Genomic DNA, 18,375 nt, shown 5'->3' on the forward strand with positions numbered 1-18,375 from the left:
TATGAAGTCGCGTTTTAAAGGAATTATTTTTGATGTTGATGGAACACTAACATATACAAATCAACTTATTTTTAATTCATTCAATCATATTACAAAGAAGTATCTCGGCAAAACTTTTTCAGATGAAGAAATAATTGCTCTGTTTGGACCAACTGAAGATGTTATACTTAAAGAAATGTGCAAAGATGAATACGAATCAGCCCGTAGAGATTATTACAAATATTACAAAGACAATCATGCCATTGCAAAATTATATGAAGGGATAGAGCCGTTAATTATCGAAATAAAAAATGCAGGGATACTTCTATCAGTCTATACAGGTAAAGGAAGAACATCTGCTTTGATTACACTTGATGAACTTGGTTTAACAAAATACTTCGATATGATAGTAAGCGGAGATGACGTTAATGATCATAAACCATCACCGGAGGGAATAATTAATTTTTTACAGGAGTTCAAACTTAATCCGAGCGAAGTACTTATGATTGGAGATGCTCCTTCTGACATTATTGCTGCTAAAGAAGCCAAGGTCGAAATAGCATCTGTCCTTTGGGATAGTTATGCAGAAGATGAAGTGAGAAAGTTGAATTCAAAAAATCTTTTCCACTCCGTTGATGAGTTAAGAAATTTTATTTTCAAAAAGTAGGGAACGGTCTTCCGACCGTTCCGATGATTTTAACAGGTTAAAACTTAAACGGATAAATAAATGATACTCTTGGCTCAATTCGCTTCTGTGGTTCAAATCCAATAATTTTATCATCTCCGCCTCTGATTGGAGTATAAGTCCAGCTATAAACAATGGATATCAGTAAATACTCAACCGGTTTGTATCCCACTTCGGTAAACAAATAAGAACGATCATCAAGAGTAAAAAGATCTTTTTCATTTTGAATATTTATTTTATCGTAACCTGCCCGTAATACAAAAGGAACTCCTTCCGGTTCAATTGCACTTCTCAGATTCATAATACCGCTTTTAGGTTCTTTATCCAGGCGCTGATAGCCGCCATAAATATCAAACAAGCCTAAAATTCTTATCAGCAAGTTTCCGTAAAATCCATTTTGATTTTCAGTTATACTGTTTAGTGCTAGTGCTTTGCTTGTAAATGTTCCTTTTGCAGAATCAACTTTAAATCTTTCTATTTCGTGTAGAGAATTAAAATATGCAGGTATATACTTACCATTATTAAATCTTCTTTCTAATTTTGCATTAACATTAACAAGAGTACTAAGATTAAAATCAAACATAACACCTGCTGCAACACCGCTGCCAAATCCAGATATTTTTGAATAATCTGCATATAAAGTAATTTCAGTAACGCTTGAGTTAAGCAGTGGAAGCCCAATATCAAATCCAAGCACACTTACAGCCCCCTTATCTTCGGTAATGTCAAACTTCTTCAACGAATTATTGTAGGTGCCATTTATTATTCCTGCATCTTTATTTAAATCCGAAACGAAAGAAACTCCTGTTTCAAGATTACCTATAATTGGAATATCTGCTGCAGAAGTAAACTGCAATGGTCTTATGTAACCTCTTATTCCAAATACTCCGGCTGGAGAGAACGAACCCATAATTGATTCGAAACCAAACTTTCCGAAATCAATATCAGCAACTAATCCAATCCTTCTGTTATCAAAAGTCGGACTGTTATTGTAATACTGCATAATACTACCGTGTCCCAAAGTATAGTAATCAAGCGCACCGATTTTAATAAAAACTGGATCGTTCTTAATTCCATATCTTATATAACGGATAATACTAAGATAATCTGATGTTTCGTTAAAATTTTCTTTTCTCAACTTCCCTTCCGAATCAAAGTCCAGATTAAGATCCAAACCGATACCAAAGTCAGAAAAAGAAATCTCAGGTCTGAATGCAATCCGGTAATGAGGTTTTCCATCAATCCAGGTAATACCTAAACCGCTATTAATAAAACCTTCATCCGGTTTTGGATAATTATCCCACTGAGCATTAGATTGAACAGAGAGTATTAACATTAATAATAACAGCAATGTTGATTTCATATATTTCTCCATACTTTGATAAATTATTTCTACCTAACAATAACTAACTTTTGAGTAACTGATTCTACTTTATCCTGATTTTTTATAAAAACTTTGTAAATATAAGTACCATTTGCAATAATATCTCCGTCTTCATCCCGTCCATTCCAGAAAATTTTATTAAGATCATAATTTAATTCTGATGAATTACGAACTATCTCTTTAATCATTCTTCCTGCGATAGTGTAAATTTTTATTTTTATTTCCTGCGGTATCTGGCTTAACCTGAACGTAAAATATGTTTCATCAGAAAACGGATTAGGATAGTTATAAACCTGATGAAGTTTGGTTTCAGACGAGACAATAAAATATACTTCACTCGAAGCTGAATCAGCAATGTTACCGCTTAAATCTTTTCCTACTACTCTCAGTAAATAATCACCATCCTCAAGCACAGGTTTGTAATTGACAATAAATTTAGGATTATCCGGACTTGTTGAATAAGAAATATTATTCTGAGTAACTCCGTAATAAACCGGCATTTCATTAAGGTAAATTTTTATAGCAGTAGTATCTGTGATGAGAATAGGAGAATCATCACTGAGTGCAATCTTAATATCCGGTTTGTTAGAAACGAAATCACCATTTAAAACTTCAGTATTATCAAATGTAATTTTAACTGCTGGTGAAATAAGATCTTTTTGAATAAAAAATGATTTTGTGAAGAAGTTATTGTCCTTAAAATATTCTTTAATCTTGTTATCCGGATCTATAAGAATAAAAAATTTCTTATCTGTATCTGAACCATAAGGAGTATAATTAACATCAAACTTCAACTTTCCGCCGGCAGATATCGAAACAGAATTAAATTTATAACTTGTATCTAAAGTATTGTTAGAGTTTAACACATTTACTATTACATCGAAAGAATCTGCTTTAGATTCGCCAACATTATAAACCCAAAAAGTAAGATTAACATTTTCACCAGCAAGCACAGTATCTTTATTAATTCCAACAACCTGATAATTTGTTCCTATTTCTGATAAGCCTGTATAATCAATCCCAAGCGATAAAAGTTCTGGTGAAACTCCTTCAGTATTTGCATTGAAATAAGATTTGATTTTTATTTTTGGATAAATTTCTGAGTCAATGAAATCAAGGTTTGCGCTATTATTTACTAAATTCAAAGCACCAAGAGAATCAATTTGTAAATCAGACTTTATTCCGTAAACAAAATGTTGGATTGCGCTGCCAGTTTGTATTGTTTGCTCAAATTTAGCTGATTGCCAATCAGATGATGGACCAATTTCAACAGTTTCAAGTGTGCCCTCATTTTTAGGAATTACAAAAGTAGTATCAATATAAATAAGTCCATCATATCTTCCTTTTACCTCTTCTATTACTTCTCCGGGAGCAGCGCCTTTCTTACCAATTAATGCCCATGAACCTCTGAAAGAAATCAGATCAATCTTTGTACTCCCCAGAGTTTTAATAGCATTTTTTAATGCGGCAGTAATGTTGTTTGCTGCATCATCTGAAACACCCATTGCCACTATCTTCCCTTCAGGAATTGAATCAATTAGTGAAGCTAATGCTGCCACATTAGCAGGTTGATTAAATAATGAGAACCAGGTTGAAGTATCTACTTCAAAGGTGATATCATCAAAGACAACTATACCTATTCCGGCAAAGAATGTGTTAGATAAAAGATTAATTCCATTTTTAGCTATCACACAAGTTTTGCCAGCTTCAAATCCTGCAGAAGTAACAGAAATATTTATTTCTTCAGGTCCGATTGATAATGTTTGATTCTCATATTCAAGGTCAGTTGTAACTTGATTTGCAAAAGAAACTGAGTCACGAAGTAAAAAATCAGAATCAATTTTATTATAAAATGATTTTATACCAGAATAAGATGAATTTGCATCATCCATTTTATATCTGAGGAAATATCTCCTGTTGTTTTGTAATCCCGATAAATTTAATAGTGTAAAGAATGAATCAGCTGAGATTACATTTTCGAGTGGACTTAGGAAATCTTCAGTTTCAGATATTTGATATCTGATTTGAAAAGAAACTTCACTATTTAATGAAGGACTTAGAATTTTTATACTGTTTAATCCAGGATTTTCTATTCTGTGTTTAACAATATCTCTTAGCTCTGTTGAGTAAACATAAAAATGAAATGTAATATTATTATCATCTTCATATATTTCATTTACTTCATTATTTGGATCGAGATCAACTGTTAAAATATTTTCTCCGGCTAACCCTTTCGTTAAGATCCAAACTGATAAAGTATCTTTGAATCGTGGCAAAGACATTCTGCTGGAAAAACTTTTTTGAATATTACCATTAAAAGAGTGTTTGATACTATAATTAAACAACGAAGTATCTTGAATACCGAAATTATTAATAATTACATTCACTTGAACTGAATCAATCGCATCATTTATAAAATTATTATTAAAAACTATATCTGCTTCTGAAATATTAAGATTTGGTTTATCCGGAATTTTAATCTTTATTATGGGATCACCTAAGAGGGTGTTTGTTAGCGAAAATAATTTAACAACTGAAGATGTACCAATGTAGTTAAACATTTTAATTTTTGACAAAAGATGTGCTGCTCCAACTTCTTTATCAGAGCTATTTATAATAGAGCCATAAAAATAAAATGGCAATGTCAATGAAGTGCTGGTAAACCCTAAGGATGAATTTCCAATATAACCGATTGCCTGACCATCGTTGTTAAATAAAAATCTTTCACCAAATGATAAGATATCAGGTTCTGCAAATTTATTAGTAGAACACCCAAAATCAGTTATCAGGGGATTACGATTGACTTTGTTTTTTAATTGAGTAGTTTCACTAATACTATTATCCCATGTTGCAGTACCGCTATGCCCGATATAGGAGATAAAAACTCCTCCTGCATCAATCTTTTCAGAAATTTGTTCCGGCGTATAAGGACCAAAATCTGTCATAGGTTCAGATGTTTTATAAAAATGAGTATATGAACCAGCTAATGGAGCCGGCTTTACAAAGTTGTTAATCACCTGATCATTTGCTGCTTTTAACTGTGCAATTTCACCCGGTTCATTTGCTCTGCCTCCTGAAAAAAATAAATATTCTTTGTTCCATTCATTATATCTCTGATTAAAATTATTCTGAACCTTACTTAAATAATAATCTAATTCTTCATTTGTATTGATTGGTATTCTACCAACTTTCATTTGTGGAATCGGTAATGTATCCGTATCCCAGATTGCAAGCCAATTATCACTAATCGGATTTCCAAATCCTGGTACAAAATTTCCCCCGCCCTTTACACCATCTGCTTTAAATCTGTATAATTTATAATCATAATTAGCATCTCCGATTATTGTGAGGTACTGAGGTTTTGGAGATTGTTTGTTTTGATAAGTAACCGCATTAAATAATCTTATAGATTCAGGAGTTGGATATCCAAATCCAAATTCATCAAAGATATCCTCTACAGAGACAAGATCTGCAGTTACATTGTAAATTGATGAAATTGAGTTTACATAGTTTTGTGCAGACTGCAAAAACTTTGGATGTGTTATAGCAAGATAATCAGTCTGTTCGTTTTGTGATCTGAGATTTACAAACAGTTTTCTGTAATAGAAAACTGGTTTACCGATTTTTGATACTTCAGTAATGATATAACGATCACCTGCATTTACTGTATCAGTAAATAAAAGCTTACCAGAATTAATTTGATAACTAGTTATTTTTTTAAGAAAAGGCTTAACTTTATATATTTCAAATGTAGATGCGACAGGATTACCTATTGTTATAGTTTTTAAACCACTCGTGACATCATCATCCACAGTAAACAAAAGGAAATCAGAATCAAGTTTCAGATAACGAGGATATTCAACATCATACCAGTCGGGTACAACAGCATTATTTGAGCTTGAATTAGCATGGTTTTTTATAGTTAGAACACTTGGATTGACAGATAATTGATTAGTATTTAACTGACCAGATAATAAAACCTGATCATTTCTATTGATTGATTGTGAATCTAACAATACAGAATTTACTTTTAATGTCAGCTGATGAGCATCAAGAACCCTATCTGAACCGAAGCTAACTGCTTTATAGAAAAATTTTGCTAGTTTATTTGGGACTACATCTATAACATTAAAATTATAATTACGTGTAGTATTACTATAAAACCAAGCTGTTTGTACAAAATACCATGTCTTGTTCCGAAGCCATCCCGGAGTTTGATTTTCAACTTCATCAGTATAACAATTTTGAAATAAAATGTTGTTTTCAACATGCTCAAAATATTTGTAATATTTTAATGAATCTGAAATACCGTTTACATAATCAGTTTGTTCAGGAATTCTTAATCCATTCTGTTTATTCCAGGTTAAAAAGTAAAATGTTGTATCTGAATATCTGTTTAAATATTCATTATACGGCTGATTTGGCTGGTTAATAATACGATGAGATATTTTTGGATAATTAAGTGTACCATAAAATTGAATATAATCGTTATCATTAAACACACTATCTTCCTCACCAAAAACAGTTATTGGCATTTCTACAGAAGATTCAAAAAGTTGAAAAGTAACGGGATTAATTTGTGATACATTAATACCCATCGTTTCTAAATCAGACTTTTTAATTCTTACGAGTTCATCTTTAGCGGTTCCAATCTTAAGATATTCTGAACCATAATTAATCCAATTACCAGTAGTATCAGGTAAAACCAACGGTTGTTTAGCAGTAAAATTTTGAGCAATCTGTGAATTGATGATTAAATCATCCTGAATAGAACTATTATCTGATGTAATAAATGATATGTTGTTAAAATCAACCGGATAATTCAAATCAAATTCAATTCTCAAATCACCGTTTTTTATTCTGTTTATCTGCCTTTTCTCGTAGTCAAATTTGTGAGTGTTTATTCTGACAACTGCACAATAATATTCTCTGTACCATGTATATCCTAAAATCTGGGTTTCTGAATACGAATCAGAAATGATTGCTTGATCAAACTTAATTTTTTCATAAACAATAGTAGAATCATTTATTTTTTTTACTTTAGGCTGAATTTCAGGAATTGTATTTCCAATTATCTCTGTTTGTACATTTTCAAACTTGATAAATGGCTTTGAGAACTGAGGTATGGCAACCAAGAAAGTTTTAGATGGCAGTTTGAAATGCCCGGCTGCATTAACATCTGTATAATCTGGATAGTCCCTTATAATTACCAAATCATTTTTAATATCATTATGAAAAGGTTCATTAAAATCAAGCTTGACAGAAAACCCATTTGAAAAAGTCTCAATATCAGATTGAGCGTAAAAAGAAAATTGAAGCATTAAAGACAATAGAATTACAATAGTTATAGTTTGTTTCATATTATAAATCTGTTTTGTTTATTTGAAACTTGAATTTTATTATTCTAAATATAAATAACGGTATGCCAATAAAATACCGTTTCCAGAGTCGTTTCGGTTCGTATAAAAACCTTACAAACCACTCCAATCCAATCATCCGAATAAATTTTGGTCCTCTTTTTTTATTACCGGCAAAAACTTTTATCCCATCACCAACTGCAATAATGACTTTTGATTTAATTTTCCTTTTATTTTGTGCAATCCACTTTTCTTGTAATCCTGAACCAAGACCAACAATTACAATATCAGAGTTTGATTTATTAATATCGTCAATCACTGAATCTGTATTAAAATTAAATCCTGAGTGAATTCCATTTACCTTTAATTTCGGGTGTTTGTAAGATACCAGTCTTAAAGTATTTAAGGTATCACCAAAAAAAAAGAATGAATAATTATATTCAATTGCATGTGGAATTAACTTTTCATAAAAATCTGAACCGGTAATTCTTTTTAAATCTTTTAATTGAGGATAAAGAAATTTAATTGCAAGAAAAGAACCAATTCCATCAAAATGGATTATGTTAAATTCTTTAATAGAATTATTAAAAGATGTTTCAGACTCATTCAGATTAATTATGTGAGCATTTGCCCCTGTAATAGTCAATGAAAAATTATCATTTATTGCTTTATCAATAGCATTCAATAAATCTTTGTAATCGAGCAGATTGATTTTGCAGGAAATTATAGAAATAGAATTTGAATCATTTAATAACATCTCTGTATACCCGCTCAAATAAAGGTATCGTCTTCTCAGTAGTAAAAGTATCCATTACTTTTCTATATAAATTTTGTACATATTCATTTTTGAGTTTTGGGTTGTCCAAGATTTTTATAATCTTAGTTATCAAATCGTCAATATTTTCCGGCTCAAATAGTAAACCATTTATTTCATGATCAATTAACTCGGGAATACCGTCAACATTGCTTGCTACTACAGGTTTTTTCATAATCGCTGCTTCAAGTATAACTATTCCAAAAGGTTCGATTCTTGACGGCAAAACATACACATCTATTAATTGATAATAATTATATATATCCTTTTTCGAGTTAAATACTTTTGCATTAAGTTGATGAACAGAAATAAATGACTTAATTTCATTTTCATCTTTTCCATTTCCGATCAATAATAAGAATATATTTTTATTAGTTTCACTCAAGAGCCTGAACGCTTCTAATAAAATATCAATACCCTTCTCCAAATAATCGAGCCTTCCAAAGTAACCAATAACAAAATTATCAGGCTGAATATTAAGTTCACTCATTATTTCTTCTTTAGATCTTCCGGTAAAAATTTCAGATTGATCCACTGAATTGTAAATAACTTTAAGCCGTTCTTCCTTAATTTTAAAATTCTTTATCAAATGTTCTTTAATAAAATTACTACAAGGAATCAGCATATCTGCTTTATAACTAATTATTTTATTGCCGTATACTTTACTTTGAACAGAAGTAATCGTCTTTACTGATAAAAATAATTTTAACAATTTGGATAAAGCATCAAAGTATCTGTGATGTGAATGTATAATTTGTATAGAATTATTTTTACAGTATTTAGCAAGCGACTTGAATATTTTTATTGCTCCAATAACCGAATTCCTTTTATACTTTAATAAAGTTGGATGAAATCCAAAATCAGTAAATCTACTCAGTCCATCTCCATCCAGCGCAATCAAGTGATGTTCAAAATCCCTCGAAGTATTTTTTGTAATTTGAGAAATAGTTCGAGTAACACCGCACGAAAGATTCAACTCTGTTTGTAAGTGCAAAATTTTAATCATTGGTCAAGAAACTTCTCTTAATTTTTTCTTGAACTCTTTATCTAAGCCTTTGAATGTAGTAAATTTTTGAACCCAGTATTGAAGTCGAAGTCGGAATCTTTTCCGTTTGAACCAAATTAAAATATTTTCTGGTAAAAAGGTTAAAATATATGCGATAAGTACACGATAGTTTAAATTCCAAAAATTTATCTGATTCCAATAAACCCTGGCAAGTTTTTTGTCACCGTAAAAAAACTCCCTCCAAGCTTTTAACTTAGTTTGTTCAGAAAACCCATATATACCAAAAGAGTATTTTATATCATTGTAATATGGTTCTTGAAGTAAATAAACTTTCTTATCTAAATTTTTAATATTTGAATTTGTCAAAGATTCATTTCTTATTCTAACATATTGTAAAAAGTCTGTTACAAATAAGAATCTGCTATCATTTTTAATCCTTAACCATAAATCATAATCTTCAAAGACTTCAATATTTTCATTATACCCGCCAAACTTAATAATATGTTTTCTGTTGAACAGAAAAGTTGAATTAGTAAAATGACCGTGTAAGGCAAGTATGTCATTTATATTTCGGTTATCAAAATTATTTTTTAATGTATAGAGAATTCGGTCTTCTTTAAAAAATGCAGCATCAGTAAAGCAGATTTCGTTTTCAAAGTTAGTGATAGATTTGACTTGCTTTTCAAATCTTAATGGATGAGCAATATCATCAGCATCCATAATAGAAATCCAATCGTATTTTGCAAATGATAATCCAAAATTTAGTGCTTTGCTTCTGCCCAAATGCTCATTTTTTTTATATACAATCCTTCCATCTTCAAATGATTTTACAATTTCATCAGTATTATCACTTGATCCGTCATCAATAATTAAAAATTCAAAATCCTTGAATGTCTGGTTTAAAATACTTTTTATCGCCTGAGAAATGTATTTGCCACAATTATAAGTTGTCATCAAAACAGTAATTGCAAAATTCATACTAAGTTTCTTTAACTTTCTGAAAATCTATTCGAAACATTGCATAAAACATTTTGTTAATTTGCGGCAGAACACCTTTAGCTCTTAATAAGCTGATAAATCTATGCCCTAAAATTGATACCAGTAATAATCTGAAGATTTTCAATTTTGAGACTGACTTTTCTTCCAGTGATTTAAGTAGATATTTTCGGCAGCGTGAAATATCACCATAGTAGTATTCAAGTAATCCTTTTCTAAAATTATTTCTAAAATCCTTTTGAACAATTTTAGGAGTATTTAAATAACTTAAGGCATTGGTGTAGTGATTTGACTTCTGAATGTGTAAGTATTTATGAGATATTGAATCACTAACTTTTCTGTACGTATATAAATTCTCTTGTATGTTTTTAACTTTAAATCCACCAAGCAAAAGTCGTAATAATAATTCAAGATCACCAGCAGCAATTAAATCCTCTTTGTATCCTCCAATTTTTAATAAGTTTTCTTTTAATACCATTATTGAAGGAAAGCATATTGAGTTAAATAATGGAGCTAAAAACTCTATATGTTCATGATCTTCAGGAAATTTTTTTTTGGCTATTACTCTTCCGGATTGATCGATTAACATACAATTAGTCCCAACTATTTGTATATGATCATTTTCTATTAAAAAATTATACTGTCTTTCAAGTCTCTCACTATCAGAAATATCATCTGCATCCATCAATGCGATAAATTTTCCTGAAGCAACTGAAATCCCAAAATTCCTTGAAGCTGACACTCCTTTGTTGGTAAAAGAAAAATATCTAATCCTTTTATCAGAGAAATTTTTAACTATGTTTTCAGACTTATCCGTTGAACCATCAATAATAATTATTAATTCAAAGTTTTTAAATGTCTGATTTAAAATACTTTGAATGGCTTCTCCAATATATTTTTCTGCATTATACACAGGCATAATTACAGATATTTCAGGATTCGTCATCTTATTCGAGTAATAATTTCTTTCTTGCAAGTGGAGAAAATAGTGTTTTCAGATATAAAAATGGATAATACTTCCTTGGTTGATATTGAAAAAGTCTATTGAAGTAGTATCGACTGAATATTTCCACATTAAAGTTATACAAACTTATAATTTCTTGGTTAATAAACACTCTTTGATTATCTGGTAATTCTTTACTTATTAATTTCAATAGCTTGATGAAATCTTTTAGCATACAAAAGTATAATGCAACCAGAAACCTATTCAATAATAATTTCCTTTTGTATTTTTTGATTTGTTCAGGTTGAAGATATTTATTTATTAATTTAACATAACTTAAACTTTGATAGACAAACCTATACTTACTAAAAGCAGGCTTAGAACCAGCGGCAACTAAATTCCTATGATAAGCAATCGCTTCATCACAATAGTCAATTAAATATCCTGCATTTAAAAGTCGAATTGAAAAGTCTGTTTCATGAGCGTAAATAAAAAATCTATTATCAAATCCACCAATCTCATCTATACAACTCTTTCTTATTAATACTCCACAGCCAATAAAATCTTTAAAAGGTGGAGAAAAATCTTTTGTCTCATAAATATTTCTACTTTTATCAAAAATATTTAAGGCAACTATGCCGACTTTATTTTTTTCAAGCAAAATATTAACAACTTGTAATAAAGCATTTCTATCCGGATAACTATCATCATCTAAAACTAAAACATATTCTCCTTTGGCAACTTTAAAACCTTCATTCCAGCCGGCGATGCCAACATTCTTTTCCATTTGTATTAGCCGCACTGACGGGAATTCATTTTTAACCATTTCTGCGCTTCCATCACTTGAGGAATTATCTACAACTATAACTTCTATGTTTTTATAGTCCTGTTCATAAACTTTAGTCAAAGTGTTTCGCAATTCATCTTTACGATTGAAAGAAAGTATATTTACTGTAACTAACGGCTTATCATTCATTTTTTAGATTCCAAAATACTTTAATTGTATTTGCCACTACCTGATCCATATTATAATACTGATACTCAGCTAATCTGCCACAGAAAAAAACATTGTTCAATTTCTCTGCTTCTTTCTTATATAACAGATATTTATTTCTGTTTTCTTCAGTCGGAATAGGGTAAAATTGTTCTCCTTCTGTCTGAGGATATTCAAATGATATTGTAGTCGAGTCGGAATTCTGCTGACTTAACAACTTATGTTCAATTACTCTTGTGTATTCAACAGAATCATCAACATAATTTATTTGTGCAGTCTCCTGATATTGATTGTGTTGTAAATTCCTGAACTCAAACCTTATTGATCTGTATGGAAGTTTTCCAAACTTATAATCAAAGAAATAGTCTATCGGTCCGGTATAAATCATTTTATCAAATTTTACAGAATTTAAAATATTTTTATAATCAGTATTTAAAATTACTTCAATGTTTTTATGATTCAATATCCTTTCAAACATTTTTGTATAACCATCTTTTGGCATAAACTGATATTTATCTGTAAAATACCTGCAGTCATCATTTGTTCTGACAGGTATTCTTCCGCAAACCGAAGATGAGAGTTCTTTCGGCTCTAAATTCCATTGCTTTTTTGTGTAGTATCTAAAAAATTTCTCAAATAAATCATAACCTACCTGATTAACTATTATATCTTCAGAGTTTGCTATCGGAAATCTCTTATCTTTTACTTTTTCATAAAACTCTTTTACTTCTTCATCTGTTTGAAGATTAAGATTATAAAGTTTATTAATTGTTATTCTATTAATCGGAATGGGATAAAGCTCATTTCCAAGTTTTGCCAGAACTTTATGTTCATAAGGTACCCATTCTGTGAATAGTGATAAATAGTTAAAAACTTCCTTGCTGTTTGTGTGAAATATATGCGGTCCATAACGATGGATTAATATTCCGTGTTCATCATACTCATCATAAGCATTGCCCGCGATATGATTTCTTTTCTCAACAATCACAACCTTTTTATTCAATTGCGATGCGATTCTTTCAGCCATTACAGACCCGGCAAAACCGGCACCAACTATTATAAAATCATATTTCATATAATTTGAATTTTATTTTTTTTGATAAAAACAAAGAACGAAAATGTTACAAATATTTCTGTAATAAGCATCGATATTGAAGTACCGATTTCAAAATAGTAAGGGACGATTAAAAATGATATAATCAGATTGATCACTGCTGCAAAAAATACAATCTGAGAAAATCTTTTTTGATAATTTAATGGCAGCATTGTCTGAATGCCAAATATGTTGCTTAAAAATATTATTAATGGCAGCCAGGCGATAATTCTTAAAACAATTATAGAGGGTAAATATTCATTTCCCAAAACTATATTAACAATCGGTTTAGCAAATAAGAACAACGATAAAGAAATAAAAAGCCCTACAATTACTGCAATACTTAATAACTTCTTATTAAAGTTTATAAACTTCTCATAAGATTCTGATAGTATTTTATTTACATAAGGAAATACACTTTGAGACATTGAGGATAAAATTCCCTGAAAAGCTATCCTGATTTTATCAGCGGCAGCATAATAACCGACTACATTATTTGGGGCAAACAGTCCAAGTATAAAAACATTTGACGTTGTATAAAGATTTATCCAGATTGAAGAAAGAAAGAGATCCCAGCCTTTTTTTAGTTGGTCGAGTAACTGGACTTTAGAAGGAAATAAATATTTCAACTTGAATCTTCTGATTCCAAAGATTAGTCCGGTTGCACCAATTAGTATTTGTGCAATCGTATATAAAACCGCAAGAAGCAAATAATCATTTTGAACCTTTACTGCTAAAAATATAATCACAACTGTAACCGATCTGATAACAACATTAATTATAAGAATGTATTTCATCTGTTCTAAACCCTGATAAAGCCACAACGGAAATATTACTATACCAAGAACTCCGATGAACATTATTGTATAAAAACCAGAATCATTACTGAATATTGCAAACATTCCAACAATTAAATAAAATATCACTGATGACAAAAAGAACAGTAGTATTTTAATTGTTAATACTGATGAAAATATCTCAGATACCTTCTCTTTATTATTTCTGTTAACAGAAATCTCCTTAGTTGCAGAAAGATTAAATCCATAATCAGTTATTATTGTAAAATATGCTGTAAATGCTGAAGCGAAATTTATTAACCCATATTTTTCAGGACCAAGTACCCTGACTAAATATGGCAAAGTAATTATTGGAAAGATGTAATTGGCTAACTGAAGAAGTGATAATGAAGTAAAGTTTTGGAATAAAACCTTATTGCTGCTGATTATTTTTAATAATCTCTTCAATGATCAAATTTATTTTTTCAACCATATCAAAGGATCAACATTTTGCCTGCCGTTCCATACTTCGAAATGCAGAATATTACCTTCTACTCCTTCACTAATTTTTCCGATCAATCCGGCAGTCTTAACCTTATCGCCTTCTTTTACAAATACTTCAGCAAGATGTCCGTAAACGGTTCTAAAATTTCCCTTATGACTCATAATTAAAACTGTACCATAGCCCGGAAGCCACTCAACAGCAGATACAACTCCATCTCCAACACTTTTTACACTTAAATCACCGCTGGCTCTTATATCAATACCATAATTAACTGTCAGAGTTTTCAATTTAGGATTCAGTGATTCGCCAAAGCCTCTTACTACTTTACCTTTTGAAACTGGCCAGTTGAGTTTCCCCTTCATCTCCGCAAAAGATCCAAAAGTTGCTGTTGATAAATTAACATCATATTCAGCTGGAACTATTTCTTTTTTTGTTTTTGTCTCAGTAGAAGCTAGTAACTCCCGTTTCTTTAATTCTTCTTCAGCTTTTCTTTTTTTCTCTGCTTCTTCAACAAGTTTAACAATCAAATCCGCGATTTTCTTTTCTGATTTTCTTTTTTCAGTAACGCTGTTGGTTATAAGCTTCTTATCTTTTTTTAATTCATTAAGGATTTTTTTTTCCTCAGCAATTTTTTGTTTTAGTGTTTTCTCTTCAGATTCTTTTTGTAAAGTAATTATGTGCTGTGCTTTTAATTCTATCTGAAGTTTTTGTTTTGCAGTTATCAGATCAGATTTATTTTTTTCAAAATTTATCAGATCTTTTTTTCTGCTGGCAGCAAATCGTTTAAGATATTCAATCCTTATAACAGCCTGCTGAAATGAGGCAGCATTCAGCAAACTTTCCCAATCACTATAACTTCCGTTTTTGTATGTGGATGTAACATACTTTGCATAATTATTCTGAAGTGTTTTAATTTCTCTTTCAATATCTTCAATAGTTTTAATCTGAATATTAATCTGCTCCTGCTTTTGTTTTTCTTCAGTTCTTAAATTAACGAGCATTTTATTGACCAGGAAATTCTGTTTGCTGATATTATCTAATGCAGAAAGTGATTTTTTTTCTTTTTTTGTTTTTTGTGCTAGTTCCTTTTCAAGGCGCGTTATCTCATCTTTAATTTTTATGAGTTCCTGTTTGCTTTTTTCGATATCATCTGTTTGCGAAAATGACAAATCACTGAAGAGAATAAAAAAAATCAAAAAGAATTTTAGAAGAAATTTTACCATTTTATAATTGTTGCATCATCAGGTAATTTAAAATCAATCCTGATATTATCTTTATTAACCTTAATTTTTTTATAATCAATACTTATCTTCTGCTCATCAGCCTTATTATCAATACTGATTTTATAAGGAACAGCAACATTTTCAAGTAATTCAAAATCTTTATAATCACCCTGTAAAGTCAGTTCTTCATTTAGATTAAATAATTGATACTCAGTAATTCCAAGCTGTCTTACATCTACTTTATAAACTGTTTTATTTTCACTAGTAGAATCATAATAAGTTAATACATATTTATCGCCATCAACAAAATATTCATCCGGCGGGCGATATAGATTATTTGTCAGGTTAACAGAGCCGATAAAAGCATCAAGTAAATCATCAAAGTCAAGATTAATTCTAAATATACTTCGAAGTGCATTTGAGTTTACATCACCGGTATAAGCTGTATTTTGAAGTGCATCATAAAATGTAAATTTACTTTTTGTAACAAGTGCCTGAGCTAATTCAATACCAAAAGGTCCCATTATTGTAAGATAAATTGAATCCGGTTTTAATAAAACTATTCTGAATGTTGCACTATTTTCAAATGGAGAGTTTACTGTTAAAGTTCCATTGCCTTCAAAATTTTTAATTTTTCTTCTGTTCGCTTCAAGTTTGTTCGTTAATCTTTCAGAAGGCAGCAGTTCAAAATCTTCGGTCGGCTGAGAAGGAACACAAGCAGTTATTAAATAAATAAAATTACTTATAATTAAAAAATTTAATAGTGATTTTTTCAAATAGCACCTTTATCAATTTTATTTTGAATTTCAGTTTTAGCCGGATCGAGCAAAATTGCTTTCTTCCAAAGCTCAATTGCTTTTATCGGATTATCAAGTTTGAATTCTGTATCTCCCAGATGATCTAACATTACAGCACTTTCTCCGCCGCGTTCAATTGCTTTTTCCAGATAGAATTTAGCTTCTTCATAATTACCAAGCATATAATAAACCCAGCCAATTGTATCCAGATAGGATGAATTAATTGAATCAGCTTTAACCGAAATTTTAACCATCTCCAAAGCTCTTTCCAATTGAATGCCGCGTGTTGCAAATGAATAAGAAAAGTTATTGTTAATTAATGGATCATCAGGTGCTAACTCAAGTGCTTTTTCATACAGGCTGTCGCTAAGTTCAAATTTTCTTAAACTATTATAAATCATAGCCAGAGTGCCAATCAATTGCACATTATCAGGCTCAATCTCTAAAGCCCGGTCAAGGTAATAAATAGCTTTGTCGTCTTCTTTTATTTGATTCAAAGTAAAAGCATAAGCAGATAAAGCAGTGATATCTTTTGGATTGAGTATTGTTGATTTCTTAAGATATTTTTCTGCTTCTTTATGCTTTGACTGCTGTGCAAGTGATAGCCCCAAAATCAGATTAACGTAAAAATCTTCCGGAAATGAAATAACAGCTTCATTCATTACGACTTCGGCTTCATCATATTTCTGATTATCAAAATAAAGTCCGCCAAGTCTTATCCACGCTGCAACATTCCAGTTTGCATTTTTGGTTACATACTTGAAATTTTCAATTGCAACTGAGTCTTGTTTTTCACTTAGAGCAATTGCACCAAGATACATCTTTATCTGCCAGTCAGTTGTATCGCGGTCAAGTGTCTGGAAAAAAGATTTGGCAATAGGCAGCAAAGCAGAGTCTGAAATGGATTTATTAAAATAATTTGCACCAATACTTACCTTTGCTTCAAGATCAACATCGGGCTGAGCCATAATGTAATTGAATTCTTCGGCAGCTTTTTCCCAATTGTCTTTTGCAAGAAATATTTTTGCTTTAGTTTCTCTTGCTTCCATATCATAAGGAAAAAGTTCAATTACTTCATCAACAAGAGACAGAGCTTCATCATATTTTTTCGCTCTGAACAAATACTCGATTACCATTTTCTTTAATTGAGTGTTAGAGGGATCAATTGATAAGAGTCTTTTTAATGTATTAATTGATTCATCAATATTGCCGAGTTTTTCCTGCAATTCAGCAACTCTTGTAAGTATTGACCACTCTGGACCAAGTTGATTTAACAGCCTGTTATAAATGCTAACAGCTTTAGCTGGTTTGTTCTCTTCATACAGTCTGGCAATTTTGTAATTAAGTTCAATATTTAATGAATCAATCTTTAACGCTTGCTCCAAAGTTTGTATTGCAGATTCCTTTTTGTTGCCGTAGTTATAAATATCAGCAAGCAGATCATAGTATTCAATTTTCTGTGAATCCAGTTCAAGAGCATTTTGTGCATACTTTAATGCAGGTGAAAGTTTATTTAAATAAAAATTACATTTTGCTAACGTATAATAAAGCCCTGCTGTTGAATCAAATAACAGAGCTTTTTCATACTGTCTTAATGCAGCTTCATAATTTCCGACAGTTTCATAAATACCGCCGTTAATAAAAAATTCCAGAGCTTTTTTAGGATTTCTCTCGGATCTTTCTGAAGTAGTTACAATATTTTTATTGTCGTTAACCACAACAGTTGAGCCTGTACAACCGTTAAACAAAAACAGTGCTGCAGTTAACATTAAAACTATATTTAAAAAATTTCTTTTCACGGTTGTGAATATATTATTGATGTA

The 18,375-nt window shown here is 30.6% G+C and carries 13 protein-coding genes; 1 reads left to right on the forward strand and 12 read right to left on the reverse strand.

Annotated elements, in window-relative coordinates; all coding sequences use genetic code 11:
• Position 1 precedes the first annotated feature (1 nt).
• Positions 2–646, forward strand: coding sequence for an HAD family hydrolase (locus tag ROY99_12775; GenBank protein MDT3697249.1), 645 nt, complete (start codon positions 2–4; stop codon positions 644–646).
• 37 nt (positions 647–683) lie between these two features.
• On the opposite strand, the gene ROY99_12780 is transcribed toward ROY99_12775, so the two are convergent.
• The 12 genes from ROY99_12780 to ROY99_12835 are packed head-to-tail and all read right to left on the reverse strand — an operon-like array spanning position 684 to position 18,321.
• The gene (locus tag ROY99_12780; GenBank protein ID MDT3697250.1) at positions 684–2,027 is read right to left on the reverse strand and encodes a hypothetical protein; all 1,344 of its coding nucleotides are present in this window, start codon (positions 2,025–2,027) and stop codon (positions 684–686) included.
• 29 nt (positions 2,028–2,056) lie between these two features.
• The gene (locus tag ROY99_12785; protein ID MDT3697251.1) at positions 2,057–7,408 is read right to left on the reverse strand and encodes a C25 family cysteine peptidase; all 5,352 of its coding nucleotides are present in this window, start codon (positions 7,406–7,408) and stop codon (positions 2,057–2,059) included.
• A 1-nt stretch (position 7,409) separates the two neighbouring features.
• Complete coding sequence (locus tag ROY99_12790; GenBank protein ID MDT3697252.1) at positions 7,410–8,162, reverse strand: WecB/TagA/CpsF family glycosyltransferase; 753 nt, start codon at positions 8,160–8,162, stop codon at positions 7,410–7,412.
• Positions 8,149–9,225, reverse strand: coding sequence for a glycosyltransferase family 4 protein (locus ROY99_12795; GenBank protein MDT3697253.1), 1,077 nt, complete (start codon positions 9,223–9,225; stop codon positions 8,149–8,151). The genes ROY99_12790 and ROY99_12795 overlap by 14 nt, the downstream gene beginning before the upstream one ends.
• A gap of 3 nt (positions 9,226–9,228) precedes the next feature.
• On the reverse strand, positions 9,229–10,203 hold the full coding sequence (locus tag ROY99_12800; GenBank protein ID MDT3697254.1) for a glycosyltransferase family A protein: 975 nt from the start codon (positions 10,201–10,203) through the stop codon (positions 9,229–9,231).
• 1 nt (position 10,204) lies between these two features.
• A complete protein-coding gene (locus ROY99_12805) occupies positions 10,205–11,167 on the reverse strand; it encodes a glycosyltransferase family 2 protein (GenBank protein MDT3697255.1) in 963 nt (320 codons plus the stop codon).
• Between the two features lies 1 nt (position 11,168).
• Positions 11,169–12,140 (reverse strand): glycosyltransferase family 2 protein, encoded by a 972-nt coding sequence (locus ROY99_12810; protein ID MDT3697256.1) that lies wholly within the window; start codon positions 12,138–12,140, stop codon positions 11,169–11,171.
• Entirely contained in the window at positions 12,133–13,233 is a 1,101-nt protein-coding gene (gene glf / locus ROY99_12815) for a UDP-galactopyranose mutase (protein ID MDT3697257.1), read from the reverse strand. Before glf ends, ROY99_12810 begins: the two co-directional genes overlap by 8 nt.
• Complete coding sequence (locus ROY99_12820; GenBank protein ID MDT3697258.1) at positions 13,230–14,495, reverse strand: flippase; 1,266 nt, start codon at positions 14,493–14,495, stop codon at positions 13,230–13,232. The genes glf and ROY99_12820 overlap by 4 nt, the downstream gene beginning before the upstream one ends.
• Positions 14,496–14,504: 9 nt before the next feature.
• On the reverse strand, positions 14,505–15,701 hold the full coding sequence (locus tag ROY99_12825) for a peptidoglycan DD-metalloendopeptidase family protein (protein ID MDT3697259.1): 1,197 nt from the start codon (positions 15,699–15,701) through the stop codon (positions 14,505–14,507).
• Positions 15,702–15,748: 47 nt separating this feature from the next.
• Positions 15,749–16,531, reverse strand: a complete 783-nt coding sequence (locus ROY99_12830; protein MDT3697260.1) for a DUF4292 domain-containing protein — start codon at positions 16,529–16,531, stop codon at positions 15,749–15,751.
• Entirely contained in the window at positions 16,528–18,321 is a 1,794-nt protein-coding gene (locus ROY99_12835; protein MDT3697261.1) for a tetratricopeptide repeat protein, read from the reverse strand. The genes ROY99_12830 and ROY99_12835 overlap by 4 nt, the downstream gene beginning before the upstream one ends.
• Positions 18,322–18,375: the final 54 nt, after the last annotated feature.

The sequence above is a fragment of the Ignavibacterium sp. genome, from assembly GCA_032027145.1.
GTDB lineage: Bacteria > Bacteroidota > Ignavibacteria > Ignavibacteriales > Ignavibacteriaceae > IGN3.